Source organism: Variovorax sp. M-6 (genome assembly GCF_052114385.1).
In the GTDB taxonomy this organism is placed as follows: domain Bacteria; phylum Pseudomonadota; class Gammaproteobacteria; order Burkholderiales; family Burkholderiaceae_C; genus Variovorax.
Map to the genome: position 1 here is coordinate 26,295 of NZ_JBFREQ010000001.1, position 13,936 is coordinate 40,230.

The following is a 13,936-nucleotide window of genomic DNA, read 5'->3' on the forward strand; positions in this document are numbered from 1 at the left end:
GATTGGTTAAGCTCTCGCCGCCCCGTCCATCCTCCGCTTCATCAGGATCCCCCATGACGACAGCGCCCCCTGACATCGTGCCCGCCGCACAAGCGCGCCGACTGCTGCGCCTGTGTGCGGGCCTCGCGACGGCGGCGTGCACGCTGCTTGCCGCCTGCACGACCAGCGGCGCTTGCGAGAGCCCCTATGTCCGGTCGCCCCAGTTCAAGGGCTGCGGCTTCCAGAACCCGCCGAACCCGGACGCCCTGCCCTCGGCCGGCAGCTGGAAGATCTGGTCGCGCTTCCTCTTCGAAACCAAGACCGATACCGTACCGACCGATCCGATTCCGGTGCAGGCCCTCGACACCGCGGAGCTGCAGGCGCTGGACCCGCAAACCAACCACCTGATCCGCCTGGGGCATTCGTCGCACCTGCTCAAGCTGCAGGGCAAGTTCTGGCTGATCGATCCGGTGTTCAGCGAGCGCGCCTCGCCCTTCCAGTGGCTGGGCCCGCGGCGCTTCCACAAGCCGCCGCTCACGCTCGAGCAGTTGCCGCCGATCGACGGGTTGATCCTTTCGCACGACCACTACGACCACCTCGACACCGCGACCATCGAATACCTGGCGCAACGGGTGCAGCGCTACTTCGTGCCGCTGGGCGTCAAGGCACGGCTGCTCGAGCTCGGCGTGCCGGCCGACCGGGTCACCGAGCTCGACTGGTGGCAGAACGCGCAGTACGACGGCGTCCAGCTCACCGCCACGCCGGCGCAGCATTTCTCGGGTCGCACCCTCAACGACCGGGACCGCACGCTGTGGGCGTCGTGGGTGATCCAGAGCGGCGGCCAGCGAATCTTCTACAGCGGCGACTCGGGCTACTTCGGGGGCTTTCGCGACATCGGCGAGCGCTTCGGCGGCTTCGACCTGGCGATGATGGAGAACGGCGCCTACGACGCCTACTGGCCCTCGGTCCACATGACGCCCGAGCAGAGCGTGCAGGCCTTCGAGGACCTGCGCGGCAAGGTGCTTTACTCGGTGCACAACAGCACCTTCGACCTCGCCTTCCACACCTGGCACGACCCGCTGGACCGCATCGCCGACCTGTCGGCGGGCAGGAAGATCGAGCTCGCCACGCCGGAGATCGGCGAGGTGCTGACGATCGGCCAGCCGCGCACCAACCAGCGCTGGTGGGCCGGACTGAAGTAGCGGCCCTCGATGGCAGCCGAGGCTCAGCGCTTCTGCCGCCGCTCCCGCGCCCGCCGCACCTGCCGGCTCTGCCCGGCCTCGGCCGCCGCCCGCGCCTGCTGGGCCTTCTTCTGCCGCCGCCGGCCCGACAGCCAGCGGCCGAGCGCGAAGCTCGCGAGGCCGCTCACCACCGCGATCACGATTCCGATGATTCCGATTTCCATGCGCGGCTCCCCTACAGCACGCGCACGATGCCGGTCGGCTTGAAGCCGAGGTCGGCCGCCTTGCCCTTGCGTGCCCGGCTGCCGCGCGCGTTGTTGAGCGTGCGGATCTCCAGCGTCTCCTCGCGCTCCTTGCCGCCGCGGCCGATGCCTTCGATCTTCACGCTGCGCGTGTAGGCCGCCGCGCCCGCGAGCGTGTCCTTGGCCTCGAGATCGATCAGCGTGAGCCCGCGGCCGCCCTTCGGCAGCGCCTTGAGTTCGCCGATGTCGAAGGTCAGGATGCGGCCGCCGGTCGAGGCGCAGGCCACGTGCGTGGCGGCCGGCAGCGGCTCGGCGCCACCGGCGCCGCCGACCAGCGAAGGCCGGCACAGCTGCTCGCCCTCGCCGACGTCGATGAAGGCCTTGCCGCCGCGCTGGCGCGAGATCATGTTCTCGACCGCTGCGATGAAGCCATAGCCACCGGTGTTCGCAAGCAGCAGGCTGGCCGTCAGCGGGCCCGCGAAGTAGTGCGCGACATGCGTGCCGCTGTCGAGGTCGATCAGCGTCGTCACGGGCTGGCCGTCGCCGCGCCCGCCCGGCAGCGACGCCACCGGCACGCTGTAGACGCGCACGCCCTTGTCCTTGGCGGTGCCGAAGACCAGCAGCGTATCGACCGAGCGGCATTCGAAGGCGCCGTACAGCGCATCGCCGGACTTGAAGCTGTACTCGGGTGCCGCGGCGCCCGCAGCGCGCTCGCTGGCCCAGCCCTTCTGCGTTCGCACCCAGCCCTTCTGCGAAACGATCACCGTCACCGGCTCGTCGACCACGCGCACTTCGGCCACGGCGCGCTTCTCGGCCTGGATCAGCGTGCGGCGCGCATCCTCGAAGCTCTTGGCGTCGGCCTCGATTTCCTTCACCAGCAGGCGGCGCAGCGCGGCCGGGCTGCCGAGGATGTCCTCGAGCTTCTTCTGTTCCTCGCGCAGGCCCTTGAGCTCCTGCTCGATCTTGATCGCCTCGAGCCGCGCCAGCTGGCGCAGCCGGATCTCGAGAATGTCCTCGGCCTGCCGGTCGCTCAGGTTGAAGCGCGCGATCAAGGCTGCCTTCGGATCCTCGGCGGCGCGGATGATCGCGATCACCTCGTCGATGTTGAGCAGCACCAGCTGCCGGCCTTCGAGGATGTGGATGCGGTCCTGCACCTTGCCGAGCCGATGGCGCGAGCGCTTCTCGACCGTGATCTCGCGGAAGGCGATCCATTCGTTCAGGATCTGGCGCAGCGACTTCTGCGTCGGCTTGCCGTCGATGCCCACCATCGTGAGGTTGATCGACGAGGAGCTCTCCAGCGAAGTCTGCGACAGCAGCATCGTGGTGAACTCCTCCTGGCTGATGCGCGAGGTCTTGGGCTCGAACACCAGCCGCACCGGCGCGTCCTTGCTCGACTCGTCGCGCACCACGTCGAGCAGCGACAGCACGGCGGCCTTCAGCTGCGTCTGCTCGGCCGAGAGCGCCTTCTTGCCGGCGCGGATCTTGGGATTGGTGAGCTCCTCGATCTCTTCGAGCACCTTCTGCGAGCTGACGCCGGGCGGCAGTTCGTTGACCACCAGCTGCCACTGGCCGCGCGCGAGCTCCTCGATCTTCCAGCGGGCCCGCACCTTGAGCGAGCCGCGGCCGGTGCGATAGGCGTCGGCGATGTCGGCCGCGCTGCTGATGATCTGCGCGCCGCCCGGATAGTCGGGGCCGGGCACCAGCGTGAACAGCTCCTCGTCGGTCAGCTTGCCGTTGGCCTTGATCAGCGCCACGCAGGCGTCGGCGACCTCGCGCAGGTTGTGGCTCGGGATCTCGGTCGCCAGGCCGACCGCAATGCCGCTCGCGCCGTTGAGCAGCGTGAACGGCAGCCGTGCCGGCAGCAGGCGCGGCTCCTCGGTCGAGCCGTCGTAGTTGGGGATGAAGTCGACCGTGCCCTCGTCGATCTCGTCGAGCAGCAGGCTCGTGATGCGGGCCAGCCGCGCCTCGGTGTAGCGCATCGCCGCGGCGCCGTCGCCGTCGCGGCTGCCGAAGTTGCCCTGGCCGTCGACCAGCGGATAGCGCTGCGAGAAATCCTGCGCCATGCGCACCAGCGCGTCGTAGGCCGCCTGGTCGCTGTGCGGGTGGAAGCGGCCGAGCACGTCGCCGACCACGCGCGCACTCTTGACCGGCTTGGCGCCCACGGTGCCGTTGGCGCCGCCGAAGCCCAGGCCCATGCGCGACATCGAATAGAGGATGCGCCGCTGCACCGGCTTCTGGCCGTCGCTGACATCGGGCAAGGCGCGGCCCTTGACCACGCTGAGCGCGTATTCGAGGTAGGCGGTCTGCGCGTAGTCGGCCAGCGTCAGCGCGCCATCGTCTTCGGGGCTCTGGAGGTCGAGCGTGGGTTGAGAGTCCATGGAAAGAGAATGATGAGGAAATTCAGGGGGGCCGGCGCCTTGCGCTCAACCCGGTGTCCGGGTCGCCACCGGCTTCATGGCAGCGCGGGCGACTCCGTTTCGGCAGGCCCGGCGGGCGCCGGTCCGGCATCGGCGGGCAGCGCCGGCACGCTGCGCCGTTCGGACGGCATGTTGCCACGTCCGAGCGCACCGCCCTTCGGCACCGTCATTTCCATGCGGATGCGGCCGGGCGCATTGCCGCGCCCGAGGGGCGCCGAAGGCTTCAGGTAGGCGTAGAGCTGCAGCACGGTCGCGACGTAGTTCTGGGTCTCGCGGTAGTTCGGGATCTTGTTGCCGGCGCGCTGCACCGCGCCCTCGCCCGCGTTGTAGGCCGCCAGCGCCAGCTCGATCCGGCCGGGAAACATCGCGAGCAGGTCGCGCAGGTAGCGCGAGCCGGTGGCGACGTTGATGTGCGGGTCGAAGAGCTTCTTCTCGATCGACGCCCGCTTGTCCGTCGTGACGCCATAGCGCTGCGCGGTGGCCGGCATCACCTGCATCAAACCCAATGCGCCCTTGGGCGACACGGCCTGCGCGTCGAACCCCGATTCGGTCGCGACCAGCGCCTGCAGCAGCTCGTAGTCGATCGAATGGCGCCGCGCCGCCTCGCGCAGCGCGCCCTGCGCGGGCTTGTAGTTCGGCGAGGCCTCGAACAACGCCAGCAGGGCCTGCGACGCAGGCGGCACCTTGCCGTCGATCACGCCCTTCGCGCCAAGCCGGGGCAGCCCGATGCCCTTGGCCGTGTCGAAGCTCTGGCCGCCCCGAAAGAAGAGCTGGTAGCGCGGATCGATCGGCTCCGATGCGAAATGCGCCACGCCCTTGTCGTCGACGTAGCCGAAGATGTCGGCGGCGTGGACGCGCGGCAGCGCGAACAGCAGCAGCGCCGGCAGCAGCAGGAAGCGTCCAGGGGCTCTCATGAGGTTGACCATGCGGCACTATGGATGGCTACGGGCCGGTCCGACCGCCCACAGCGTCACAAAATGTTCGCGGCCTGCGCCGGCCTAGACATCGATTTCGACGTCATCGGCGCGCAGTTCCATCAGTTCGCGACGGGCGGCGGCTTCGCCCTTGCCCATCAGCTTGGTGATCTCGCCCTCGGTGCCCTGGGCATCGAAGCGCCCCAGCCGCACCTGCAGCAGGCGCCGCGTGTCGGGGTTCAGCGTGGTCTCCCAGAGCTGCTCGGCGTTCATTTCGCCCAGCCCCTTGAAGCGGCTGATGCTCCAGGCGCCTTCGCGCACGCCGTCCTTGCGCAGCTTGTCGAGGATTGCCGTGAGTTCGCCCTCGTCGAGCGCATAGACCTTCGAAGCCGGCTTCTTGCCCCGCGCCGGCGCGTCGACCCGGAACAGCGGCGGCTTGGCCACGTACACGTGGCCGGCCTCGATCAGCTTCGGGAAATGGCGGAAGAACAAGGTCAGCAGCAGCACCTGGATGTGCGAGCCGTCGACGTCGGCATCGCTCAGGATGCAGACCTTGCCGTAGCGCAGGCCCGACATGTCGGGCGTGTCGCTGGGCCCGTGCGGATCGACGCCGACGGCCACCGAGATGTCGTGGATTTCGGTGTTGGCGAACAAGCGGTCGCGCTCCACCTCCCAGGTGTTGAGCACCTTGCCGCGCAGCGGCAGGATGGCCTGGCTTTCCTTGTCGCGGCCCATCTTGGCGCTGCCGCCGGCCGAATCGCCCTCGACCAGGAAGACCTCGTTGTGCGCGATGTCCTTGCTCTCGCAGTCGGTCAGCTTGCCGGGGAGCACGGCCACGCCGGAGCCCTTGCGCTTCTCGACTTTCTGCCCGGCCTTCTGGCGCGTCTGCGCGGCCTTGATGGCCAGTTCGGCGAGCTTCCTGCCGTAGTCCACATGCTGGTTCAGCCACAGCTCGAGCGCCGGCCGCACGAAGCTGGACACCAGCCGCACCGCGTCGCGCGAGTTGAGCCGTTCCTTGATCTGGCCCTGGAACTGGGGGTCGAGCACCTTGGCCGAAAGCACGTACGAAGCGCGTGCGAACACGTCCTCGGGCAGCAGCTTGACGCCCTTGGGCAGCAGCGAATGCAGCTCGATGAAGCTCTTGACCGCGTTGAACAGGCCGTCGCGCAACCCGCTCTCGTGGGTGCCGCCGGCGCTGGTCGGAATCAGGTTGACGTAACTCTCGCGCACCGGCTGGCCGTCCTCGGTGAAGGCCACGCACCAGTCGGCGCCCTCGCCCTCGGCGAAGTTGTCGGCGTTCTTGTCGGCATGGCCCGCGCCTTCGAACAGCGGGATCACCGGATCGCCGTTGAGGGTCTGCATCAGGTAGTCGCGCAGGCCGCCCTTGTAGAGCCAGGTCTGGACGTCCTTGGTCTTCTCGACCACCAGCGTCACCGTGACGCCGGGCATCAGCACCGCCTTGCTGCGCAGCAGGTGGGTCAGCTCGTTGATCGGCAGCACGGCGGACTCGAAATACTTCGGGTCCGGCCAGGCCCGCACCGTGGTGCCCTGCCTGCGGTCGCGCGGGCCATCGCCGTTCGACGCGGCCGCGCTTTCCTGCGGCCGAACCTTCAGTGGCTCGATCACGTCGCCGGCCGAGAACGCCAGTTGCGCCACCGAGCCTTCGCGGTACGAGACGACTTCCAGCCGGGTCGACAGCGCATTGGTGACCGACACGCCCACGCCGTGCAGGCCGCCCGAGAAGCTGTAGGCGCCGCCCGAGCCCTTGTCGAACTTGCCGCCCGCGTGCAGCCGGGTGAACACCAGCTCGACCACCGGCGCCTTCTCTTCCGGATGCAGGCCGAACGGAATGCCGCGGCCGTCGTCCTCGACGCTGACCGAGCCGTCGGTGTGCAGCGTGACCTTGATCTTCTTGCCGTAGCCCGCGAGTGCCTCGTCGGCCGCGTTGTCCAATACTTCCTGAATGATGTGCAGCGGGTTGTCGGTGCGGGTGTACATGCCCGGCCGCTGCTTGACGGGCTCGAGGCCCTTGAGGACGCGAATCGACGCCTCGCCGTAACTGCCTGGTTCCTTGCTTGCCATGGCGCGGGATTCTAGGCCCCCACGCTCCCCCACTCCGTGTGGGTCGCTGCCCCCGAGGGGGCGCGGTCCGCCTTGGGGCGGCCCGGCGTCGGACCATGCCTTGGCTCCGGAGCCGCCGGCGACCCCTGACGCGCAGGACGCATCAAAGGTCGGCGAAAATTTCAACAATCGCCGCTGGCAGGCGCCCGACGCCGATCCTGGCTTTTGGGTACATTTTCCGCAATGACCTCTTCTTCCCAGCCGCTCGGCATCCAGCGGGTGCTCATCTGCGGCGCCATGATCGTCACCCTTTCGATGGGGATCCGCCACGGCTTCGGCCTCTGGCTCCAGCCGATCACCCAGGACCAGGGGTGGACGCGACAGGCCTTCTCGCTCGCGCTCGCCATCCAGAACCTGTCCTGGGGCGTGATCGGCGTCTTCGCCGGCATGCTGGCCGACAAGCTCGGCGCCTTCCGGGTGCTGGTGGCCGGCGCCGTGCTCTATGCGCTGGGACTGGCCGGCATGGCGCTGTCGCACACGCCGCTGCTGTTCGCGCTGACCACCGGCGTGCTGATCGGCGCCGCCCAGGCCGGCACCACCTATGCCGTGATCTACGGCGTGATCGGGCGCCAGGTCCCGGCCGAGCGCCGCTCCTGGGCCATGGGCGTGGCGGCCGCGGCCGGCTCCTTCGGCCAGTTCCTCATGGTGCCGGTCGAGGGCCAGCTGATCTCCCGGCTCGGCTGGCAGACCGCGCTGCTGGCGCTGGCGGCCATGGTGCTGCTGATCATCCCGCTGGCCTTCGCGCTGCGCGAGCCGCGGCTGGCCGCCGCCGGCGTCAAGCGCGATCAGACCATCGCGCAGGCCGTGCAGGAGGCCTTCAGGTACCCCAGCTTCGTGATGCTGATGGCCGGCTACTTCGTCTGCGGCTTCCAGTTGGCGTTCATCGGCATCCACATGCCGAGCTACCTGCGCGACAAGGGACTCTCGCCCGAGGTGGCCAGCTATGCGCTGGCGCTGATCGGCCTGTTCAACATCTTCGGCACCTACACCGCGGGCGCGCTCGGTTCCCGGCTGGCCAAGCGCAAGCTGCTGGCGGCCATCTACCTGAGCCGCGCGGCGGCGATCGCGCTCTTCCTGCTGACGCCGCTGTCGCCGCTCTCGGTCTATGTGTTCGCCGCCGCGATGGGCTTCCTGTGGCTCTCCACCGTGCCGCTGACCAGCGGCATCGTGGCCCAGATCTTCGGCGTCGCCCACCTGTCGATGCTGGGCGGCTTCGTCTTCCTGAGCCACCAGGTCGGCTCCTTCCTGGGGGTCTGGCTGGGCGGCTCCCTGTACGACCGGCTGGGCAGCTACGACCTGGTCTGGTACCTCTCGATCGGGCTCGGCGTGATGGCGGCGCTGATCAACCTGCCGGTCAAGGAAGGCGCGATTCTGCGCACCCGGATCCAGCCGGCCTGACCACGTCCATGTCCAAGACCCTCCGCCATCGCCTCGTCCACGCCGGCTGGCTGGGCGCCGCCGCGCTCGCGCTGGCGGGCGTGTTCGCGCTCTACACGCGCCCGGCCTTCCTGGTGTCGCTGGCCGACCAGATCTGGGCCTGCTTTTGAACCACGCCTCGCTCGCACCCTCGCCCTGGATCGTGCGCTGGTCGCACCTGCTGGCGCCCGGCGCCTCGGTGCTGGACGTGGCTTGCGGCAGCGGCCGACACATGCGCTGGTTCGGCGGCCGCGGCCACCCCGCCACCGGCGTCGACCGCTCGCAGGACGCGATCGCTGCCGCGGCGGCGTTCGGCCGCGCCGTGCAGGCCGACATCGAGGACGGCCCCTGGCCCTTCGAAGGCCAGCATTTCGGCGCCGTGGTCGTCACCCACTACCTCTGGCGCCCGCGCCTGCCGGACATCGTCGCGGCGGTCGCGCCCGGCGGTGTTTTGCTTTATGAAACCTTTGCGGCGGGCAACGAGAGCGTCGGCAAGCCGTCGCGGCCGGACTTCCTGCTCCAGCCCGGCGAACTGCTGGCCGCCTGCGCCGGCCTGCGCGTGGTGGCCTACGAGGACGGTTTCCTGCCCGAACCCGAGCGCTTCGTCCAGCGCATCGCCGCTGTCCGGCCCTGCGTCGCCGCTTCCGGGCCACCGCCGCGCCATCGGCTGCAGCAGCCCTGACAGGGCGCCTTCTTCCCGGAAGTCGCGGCCAGGTCAGTAGAATGGCTGCTTTTCGGGCAACCCACAAAGAGATTCCCTTGGAGCAACTGACAGGCAGCATCGTTGCGCTCGTCACGCCGATGCATGACGACGGCAGTGTCGACTACCCCGCCCTGCGCCGGCTGATCGACTGGCACATCGACGAAGGCACCGATTGTCTCGGCGTCGTCGGCACCACCGGCGAATCGCCGACGGTCGACGTCGAAGAGCACTGCGAGATCATCCGCGTCTCGGTCGAACAGGCCCGCGGCCGCGTGCCCGTGATGGCCGGCTGCGGCGCCAATTCCACCAAGGAAGCCATCGAGCTCGCCAAATTCGCCAGGGGCGTGGGCGCCGATTGCCAGCTCCAGGTGGTGCCCTACTACAACAAGCCGACGCAGGAAGGCCAGTACCAGCACTTCAAGGCGATCGCCGAAGCGGTGGGCGACCTGCCAACGGTGCTCTACAACGTGCCCGGCCGAACCGTCGCCGACATGGCGCACGACACCGTGCTGCGGCTGGCGCAGGTGCCCGGCATCATCGGCATCAAGGAAGCGACCGGCAACATCGAGCGCGCCCAGTGGCTGATCCGCGACCTGCCGAAGAGTTTCGCCGTGTACTCCGGCGACGACCCGACCGCGGTCGCACTGATGCTGTGCGGCGGCCAGGGCAACATCAGCGTCACGGCCAACATCGCGCCGCGCAAGATGCACGAGCTGTGCGTGGCCGCGATCGCCGGCGACGTCAAGCGCGCCATGCAGATCCAGTTCGAGCTGATGCCGCTGCACCGCCACCTGTTCGTCGAGCCCAATCCGATTCCGCTCAAGTGGGCCATGGCCCGGCTCGGGCTGTGCGGCGGCGCGTTGCGCCTGCCCCTCACCGAACTGGCGGAAGCCGGCCGGCCGGTGGTCGAATCCGCATTGCGCGCCAGCGGCCTCCTCAAGGACTGACCCCATCTTTACAGCGGGCGTTCGCGGACGCCGGCAACCTTTTGCCCGGACCGCGCTCTGAAGGAGCGGGCGCCGCGCCCACTGATCGAGCTCAACATTCCAAAAGGAAGCAGACGTTGAAAACCATTTCGCGATTCGCATTGCTGGCCCTGGTCGCCAGCCTCGCCGCCTGTTCGGCCCTCGAGAGCGACAAGATCGACTACAAGAGCGCCGGCAAGGCCCCCACCCTCGAAGTGCCGCCCGACCTGACGCAGCTGTCGCGCGACAACCGCTATGCGGTGCCGGGCGGCGCGGTCACGGCCAACGCCTACCAGGCCGGCCTCGCCAATTCACCGAGCCTGCCGACCGCGGTCAGTTCGGTCGGCGACGTGCGCATGGAACGTGCAGGCTCGCAGCGCTGGCTGGTCATTAACCGGCCGGCCGACCAGCTCTGGGACCCGGTGCGCGACTTCTGGCAGGAGAGCGGCTTCCTGCTCACCACCGACCAGCGCAACCTCGGCATCATGGAAACCGACTGGGCCGAGAACCGCGCCAAGCTGCCGCAGGACATCCTTCGCGGCACGCTCGGCAAGCTGCTCGACTCGGTCTACTCGACCGGCGAGCTCGACCGCTTCCGCACCCGGCTTGAACGCACGCCCAACGGCACCGAGATCTTCATCAGCCACCGCGGCATGGAAGAGGTCTACAGCAGCTCGCGCCAGGACCAGACCACCTGGCAGCCGCGCGCCAGCGATCCTGAACTCGAAGCCGAGTTCCTGCGCCGCCTGATGGTCAAGCTGGGCGTCTCGCAAGAGCAGTCGAAGGTCATCGCCGCCACCGGCGCTGCGCCGCAGACGGCCAAGGTCGCCAACGTCGGCGGCCAGCCGGTGGTGCAGATCAACGACAACTTCGAGCGCGCCTGGCGCCGCGTCGGCCTGGCGCTCGACCGCACCGGCTTCACGGTGGAAGACCGCGACCGCACCGCCGGCACCTACTTCGTGCGCTACGTGCCGCCGAACCCCAACAAGTCGGAACCGAGCATCTTCGCCAAGATGTTGAGCTTCGGCTCGAGCAAGACCGAAGCGCCGCTCAAGTTCCGCATCCTGGTCAAGGGTCAGGGCGAGACCAGCACGGTGTCGGTGCTGAACGAAGCCGGCGCAGCCGACAGCACCGCCAATGCGCAACGCATCGTGCAGGTGATTGCCGACGACCTGAAGTAGCCGGTCGATGCTGCGCTTCCGCAGTCTGGGCAGCGGCAGCACCGGCAACGCCACGCTGGTCGAGGCATCCAGCGGTGGCCGCATCTCGCGGCTGCTGATCGACTGCGGCTTCGCGCTGCGGCATCTGGACACGCGGCTGGCGCGTGCCGGGCTCGCGGCCAGCGACATCGACGCGATCTTCATCACGCACGAGCACGGCGACCACATCGGCTGTGCGCGTGCCTTGTCGCGCCGGGAACGGATCCCGGTCTGGATGAGCGAGGGCACCTGGCTCGCGACCGGCGGACACGATTTCGAAGGCCGCCTGAAGCTCGCCCGCGACAGCGTCGACATCGAGGTCGGCGACCTGTGCGTCCAGCCCTTCACCGTGCCGCACGATGCGCGCGAGCCCCTGCAGCTGCGCTGCACTGACGGCGCGCGCAGCCTCGGCGTGCTGACCGACCTGGGCCATGCAACGCCGCACGTGCTGGCCCGCCTGATGGGCCTCGACGCCCTGCTGCTCGAGTTCAACCACGACAGCGACCTGCTGGCCGGCTCGGCCTATCCGCCCTTCCTCAAGCAGCGCGTCGGCGGCAACTACGGGCATCTCTCGAACGCCGCCGCGGCGGCCATCGCGCGCGCCGTGCACCACGGCGGCCTGCGCCATGTGCTGGCGGCGCACCTGAGCGAACAGAACAACCGGCCCGAGATCGTGCGCCGCGTGATGGCCGAAGCGCTGGGCGCCGGCGAGCAGGACATGCTCACCGCCACGGCGGCCGAGGGTTCGCCCTGGCTGGACCTTTGAGCCCGAGCCCCTGAGAAAAAAGGCCGCCCGAGGGCGGCCTGTGCGGATGGTGGTTCAGCCCTCAGGGCTTGGCCGGCGGGGTCTCGGCATTCTTCTTCGCGGCCTCGGTCGCCGCATTGGCGGCGTCGAGCGCGGATTGCGAGTCGGCGGATGGCGCTGTTGCGGGCGCGGCAGGTGCGGCCGGCGGCGCGACCTGTGCGGGAGGCGGCGCGACCACGGCCGGCGCCGGCTCTTCCTTCTTGCCGCAGGCAGTCAATGCGGCAGCGGCGATCAGCGAGGCGAGCAGGACGGACTTCTTCATTGGGGAACTCCTTTGGATGAAGATGGCAAAGAAAAAATTCTAGACCCGTGGTCGGGCCCGACGCCCCGATCCGGTGCGATTCGCGGCATTGGCTTACAAGCCGAGCGTGTCGGCAGGAAAGGCCGGCCTCGCGTGACGCAGGCATTCGTCGATGCGCTCGCGCACGGCGCGCCGCGCGTCCGGCGCGCTGCCGCAGAGGCCTCGCGCGTGCTCGACGTCGATGCGCTGGAGAAACCAGGTGGGCGTCCAGATCGCGCTGGGCACCTGCGGCAGCCCGGGGCCGTGGCAGGCACGGCAATCGACGATATGGCTCCACATGCGGCGCCAATGGACGAAGCGCGCATGTTCGCGTGCGAAGACGTCGAATCGCTGGGCCAGCAGGACGAAGCTGCGCCCGGCGGCCGACCAGGCCTGCAGGGCCTCGACGCTCGCGCGCTCGCCGAGCGGCCAGTCCGTGAAGTCGGGGTCGGCCAGCACGATCTCGCGCCAGTTCTGCCGCGCTGCCGCATCGAGCGCGGCATGAAGGTGCGCATGGAAGGCCTGGCGGCCATCGAAGGCGCCTTCTGGCAGGTCGACACCGACGGCGTCATCCGGCATGCAGCCACCCCGCTTCGCACCAGTCGCCCAGCAGCGCGAGCGCATCCTCGCTGGCGCCCGCCAGGTCGCGCGCCCCGAGCGTGCGCTGGTCGGCCAGCCGCCGCATCAGGGTGGCGTCGCGGCCCCCGGCACGAAAGCTCTCGCCGTTGATGTAGAGATGGCGCGCGTCGTAGAGCATGCGCGTGCGACGGTCCAGCGCGACCTCTTTCCAGTGGTCGGGCAGTTCGCCGGCATCGAACCAGACCGTCGGCTTCGGCTCGGTCATCGATTCGCCGAGCGCGCGGTCGATGATCTCGCCGTCGCGCACGGCGGCCAGCACCGCTTCGCGCGCGAAGGCCTGCAGCGCCTGGGGCATGGCGGCCGGCGTCGCGAGTGCGTCCTGCGACGGGTCGCGGTAGTGCACCGCGGACCGCGCCGGTTCGTCCTGCAGCGCATCGGCGTGCGCTTCGGCGATGCGCGCCAGCAGGTCGGCGCCGAGCGGCGCGGCGGCCGGCGAACGCAAGCCGATCGAGCAGGTCATGCAGTCGTCGCCGACCGCGACGCCGTCGTGCGCGTAGCGCGGCGGCAGGTAGAGCATGTCGCCGGGCTCGAGAACGAAAGTCTGCTCGGCCTCGAAACGGGCCAGGATCTTGAGCGGCACGTCGGGTTGCAGGCTGAGGTCGCGCTGCTTGCCGATCGACCAGCGGCGCCGTCCCTGCGCCTGCAGCAGGAACACGTCGTAGCTGTCGAAATGCGGCCCGACGCCACCGGTGTCGCTCGCATAGCTGATCATCAGGTCGTCGAGCCGGGCGTCGGGAACAAAACGGAACTGTTGCAACAGTTCATGAACACCTTGATCATGCAGATCCACGCCCTGCACCAGCAGGGTCCAGCCGGGCTGCTGGAGCCCGGGCAAGGCGCGGCGCGCGAAAGGCCCGTGCTTGAGGGTCCAGCCGGCATCGCGGTGGCGGATCAGCCGGGACTCGACCTCCTCGCGGGCGGCCAGGTCGAACAGCGCCGGGCGCGCGATCGGTGGCACCATGCCGGGCACGGCCTGGCGGACCAGCAGAGGCTTCTTCTGCCAGTGGCGTCGCATGAACTGGCGGGCGCTGAGGCCGCCGAGCAGGGGCAGGGGTAAATCAATCTCCATGGGAGA

14 protein-coding genes are annotated in these 13,936 nt (G+C 69.2%); 7 read left to right on the forward strand and 7 right to left on the reverse strand.

Annotation, left to right across the window (positions count from 1 at the left end; translation table 11 throughout):
• Nucleotides 1-53 precede the first annotated feature (53 nt).
• Nucleotides 54-1,181 carry an MBL fold metallo-hydrolase gene (locus tag AB4Z46_RS00130; RefSeq protein WP_442281439.1) on the forward strand — a complete coding sequence of 376 codons (1,128 nt, stop codon included), beginning with the start codon at nt 54-56 and terminating at the stop codon, nt 1,179-1,181.
• Between the two features lie 23 nt (nt 1,182-1,204).
• Here the strand turns inward: AB4Z46_RS00130 and AB4Z46_RS00135 are convergent, their stop codons facing one another.
• From AB4Z46_RS00135 to AB4Z46_RS00150, 4 genes are all read right to left on the reverse strand, one after another.
• Nucleotides 1,205-1,384, reverse strand: coding sequence for a hypothetical protein (locus tag AB4Z46_RS00135; protein WP_442281440.1), 180 nt, complete (start codon nt 1,382-1,384; stop codon nt 1,205-1,207).
• 11 nt (nt 1,385-1,395) lie between these two features.
• Nucleotides 1,396-3,780 (reverse strand): DNA topoisomerase IV subunit A, encoded by a 2,385-nt coding sequence (gene parC / locus AB4Z46_RS00140; RefSeq protein ID WP_442281441.1) that lies wholly within the window; start codon nt 3,778-3,780, stop codon nt 1,396-1,398.
• A 74-nt stretch (nt 3,781-3,854) separates the two neighbouring features.
• Entirely contained in the window at nt 3,855-4,733 is an 879-nt protein-coding gene (locus AB4Z46_RS00145; protein WP_442281442.1) for a lytic transglycosylase domain-containing protein, read from the reverse strand.
• An 84-nt stretch (nt 4,734-4,817) separates the two neighbouring features.
• Entirely contained in the window at nt 4,818-6,815 is a 1,998-nt protein-coding gene (locus AB4Z46_RS00150) for a DNA topoisomerase IV subunit B (protein WP_442281443.1), read from the reverse strand.
• Nucleotides 6,816-7,037: 222 nt separating this feature from the next.
• On the opposite strand from AB4Z46_RS00150, the gene AB4Z46_RS00155 reads away from it, so the two are divergent.
• The 6 genes from AB4Z46_RS00155 to AB4Z46_RS00180 all read left to right on the forward strand — a co-directional run bounded on the left by AB4Z46_RS00155 (nt 7,038) and on the right by AB4Z46_RS00180 (nt 11,903).
• On the forward strand, nt 7,038-8,252 hold the full coding sequence (locus AB4Z46_RS00155; protein ID WP_442281444.1) for an MFS transporter: 1,215 nt from the start codon (nt 7,038-7,040) through the stop codon (nt 8,250-8,252).
• An 8-nt stretch (nt 8,253-8,260) separates the two neighbouring features.
• Nucleotides 8,261-8,401 carry a hypothetical protein gene (locus tag AB4Z46_RS00160; RefSeq protein WP_442281445.1) on the forward strand — a complete coding sequence of 47 codons (141 nt, stop codon included), beginning with the start codon at nt 8,261-8,263 and terminating at the stop codon, nt 8,399-8,401.
• Nucleotides 8,398-8,952 (forward strand): class I SAM-dependent methyltransferase, encoded by a 555-nt coding sequence (locus AB4Z46_RS00165; protein WP_442281446.1) that lies wholly within the window; start codon nt 8,398-8,400, stop codon nt 8,950-8,952. Before AB4Z46_RS00160 ends, AB4Z46_RS00165 begins: the two co-directional genes overlap by 4 nt.
• 41 nt (nt 8,953-8,993) lie before the next feature.
• Nucleotides 8,994-9,920 (forward strand): 4-hydroxy-tetrahydrodipicolinate synthase, encoded by a 927-nt coding sequence (gene dapA / locus AB4Z46_RS00170; RefSeq protein WP_442281447.1) that lies wholly within the window; start codon nt 8,994-8,996, stop codon nt 9,918-9,920.
• 116 nt (nt 9,921-10,036) lie between these two features.
• The gene (gene bamC, locus AB4Z46_RS00175; RefSeq protein ID WP_442281448.1) at nt 10,037-11,119 is read left to right on the forward strand and encodes an outer membrane protein assembly factor BamC; all 1,083 of its coding nucleotides are present in this window, start codon (nt 10,037-10,039) and stop codon (nt 11,117-11,119) included.
• Between the two features lie 7 nt (nt 11,120-11,126).
• On the forward strand, nt 11,127-11,903 hold the full coding sequence (locus tag AB4Z46_RS00180) for an MBL fold metallo-hydrolase (RefSeq protein ID WP_442281449.1): 777 nt from the start codon (nt 11,127-11,129) through the stop codon (nt 11,901-11,903).
• Between the two features lie 61 nt (nt 11,904-11,964).
• Here AB4Z46_RS00180 and AB4Z46_RS00185 read toward each other — a convergent pair whose 3' ends face one another.
• The 3 genes from AB4Z46_RS00185 to AB4Z46_RS00195 all read right to left on the reverse strand — a co-directional run bounded on the left by AB4Z46_RS00185 (nt 11,965) and on the right by AB4Z46_RS00195 (nt 13,930).
• Nucleotides 11,965-12,204, reverse strand: a complete 240-nt coding sequence (locus AB4Z46_RS00185) for a hypothetical protein (RefSeq protein ID WP_442281450.1) — start codon at nt 12,202-12,204, stop codon at nt 11,965-11,967.
• Between the two features lie 93 nt (nt 12,205-12,297).
• Nucleotides 12,298-12,801, reverse strand: coding sequence for a hypothetical protein (locus AB4Z46_RS00190; protein WP_442281451.1), 504 nt, complete (start codon nt 12,799-12,801; stop codon nt 12,298-12,300).
• Nucleotides 12,791-13,930, reverse strand: coding sequence for a JmjC domain-containing protein (locus tag AB4Z46_RS00195; protein WP_442281452.1), 1,140 nt, complete (start codon nt 13,928-13,930; stop codon nt 12,791-12,793). Before AB4Z46_RS00195 ends, AB4Z46_RS00190 begins: the two co-directional genes overlap by 11 nt.
• Nucleotides 13,931-13,936 lie beyond the last annotated feature (6 nt).

What these genes read in the sequence shown, in the direction of transcription:
- parC (WP_442281441.1), bottom strand. Translation starts at nt 3,780, where the DNA reads ATGGACTCTCAACCCACGCTCGACCTCCAGAGCCCCGAAGACGATGGC.
- AB4Z46_RS00130 (WP_442281439.1), top strand. Translation starts at nt 54, where the DNA reads ATGACGACAGCGCCCCCTGACATCGTGCCCGCCGCACAAGCGCGCCGA.
- AB4Z46_RS00195 (WP_442281452.1), bottom strand. Translation starts at nt 13,930, where the DNA reads ATGGAGATTGATTTACCCCTGCCCCTGCTCGGCGGCCTCAGCGCCCGC.
- AB4Z46_RS00155 (WP_442281444.1), top strand. Translation starts at nt 7,038, where the DNA reads ATGACCTCTTCTTCCCAGCCGCTCGGCATCCAGCGGGTGCTCATCTGC.
- AB4Z46_RS00145 (WP_442281442.1), bottom strand. Translation starts at nt 4,733, where the DNA reads ATGAGAGCCCCTGGACGCTTCCTGCTGCTGCCGGCGCTGCTGCTGTTC.
- dapA (WP_442281447.1), top strand. Translation starts at nt 8,994, where the DNA reads ATGGCTGCTTTTCGGGCAACCCACAAAGAGATTCCCTTGGAGCAACTG.
- AB4Z46_RS00185 (WP_442281450.1), bottom strand. Translation starts at nt 12,204, where the DNA reads ATGAAGAAGTCCGTCCTGCTCGCCTCGCTGATCGCCGCTGCCGCATTG.
- AB4Z46_RS00160 (WP_442281445.1), top strand. Translation starts at nt 8,261, where the DNA reads ATGTCCAAGACCCTCCGCCATCGCCTCGTCCACGCCGGCTGGCTGGGC.
- AB4Z46_RS00150 (WP_442281443.1), bottom strand. Translation starts at nt 6,815, where the DNA reads ATGGCAAGCAAGGAACCAGGCAGTTACGGCGAGGCGTCGATTCGCGTC.
- AB4Z46_RS00190 (WP_442281451.1), bottom strand. Translation starts at nt 12,801, where the DNA reads ATGCCGGATGACGCCGTCGGTGTCGACCTGCCAGAAGGCGCCTTCGAT.
- AB4Z46_RS00135 (WP_442281440.1), bottom strand. Translation starts at nt 1,384, where the DNA reads ATGGAAATCGGAATCATCGGAATCGTGATCGCGGTGGTGAGCGGCCTC.
- AB4Z46_RS00180 (WP_442281449.1), top strand. Translation starts at nt 11,127, where the DNA reads ATGCTGCGCTTCCGCAGTCTGGGCAGCGGCAGCACCGGCAACGCCACG.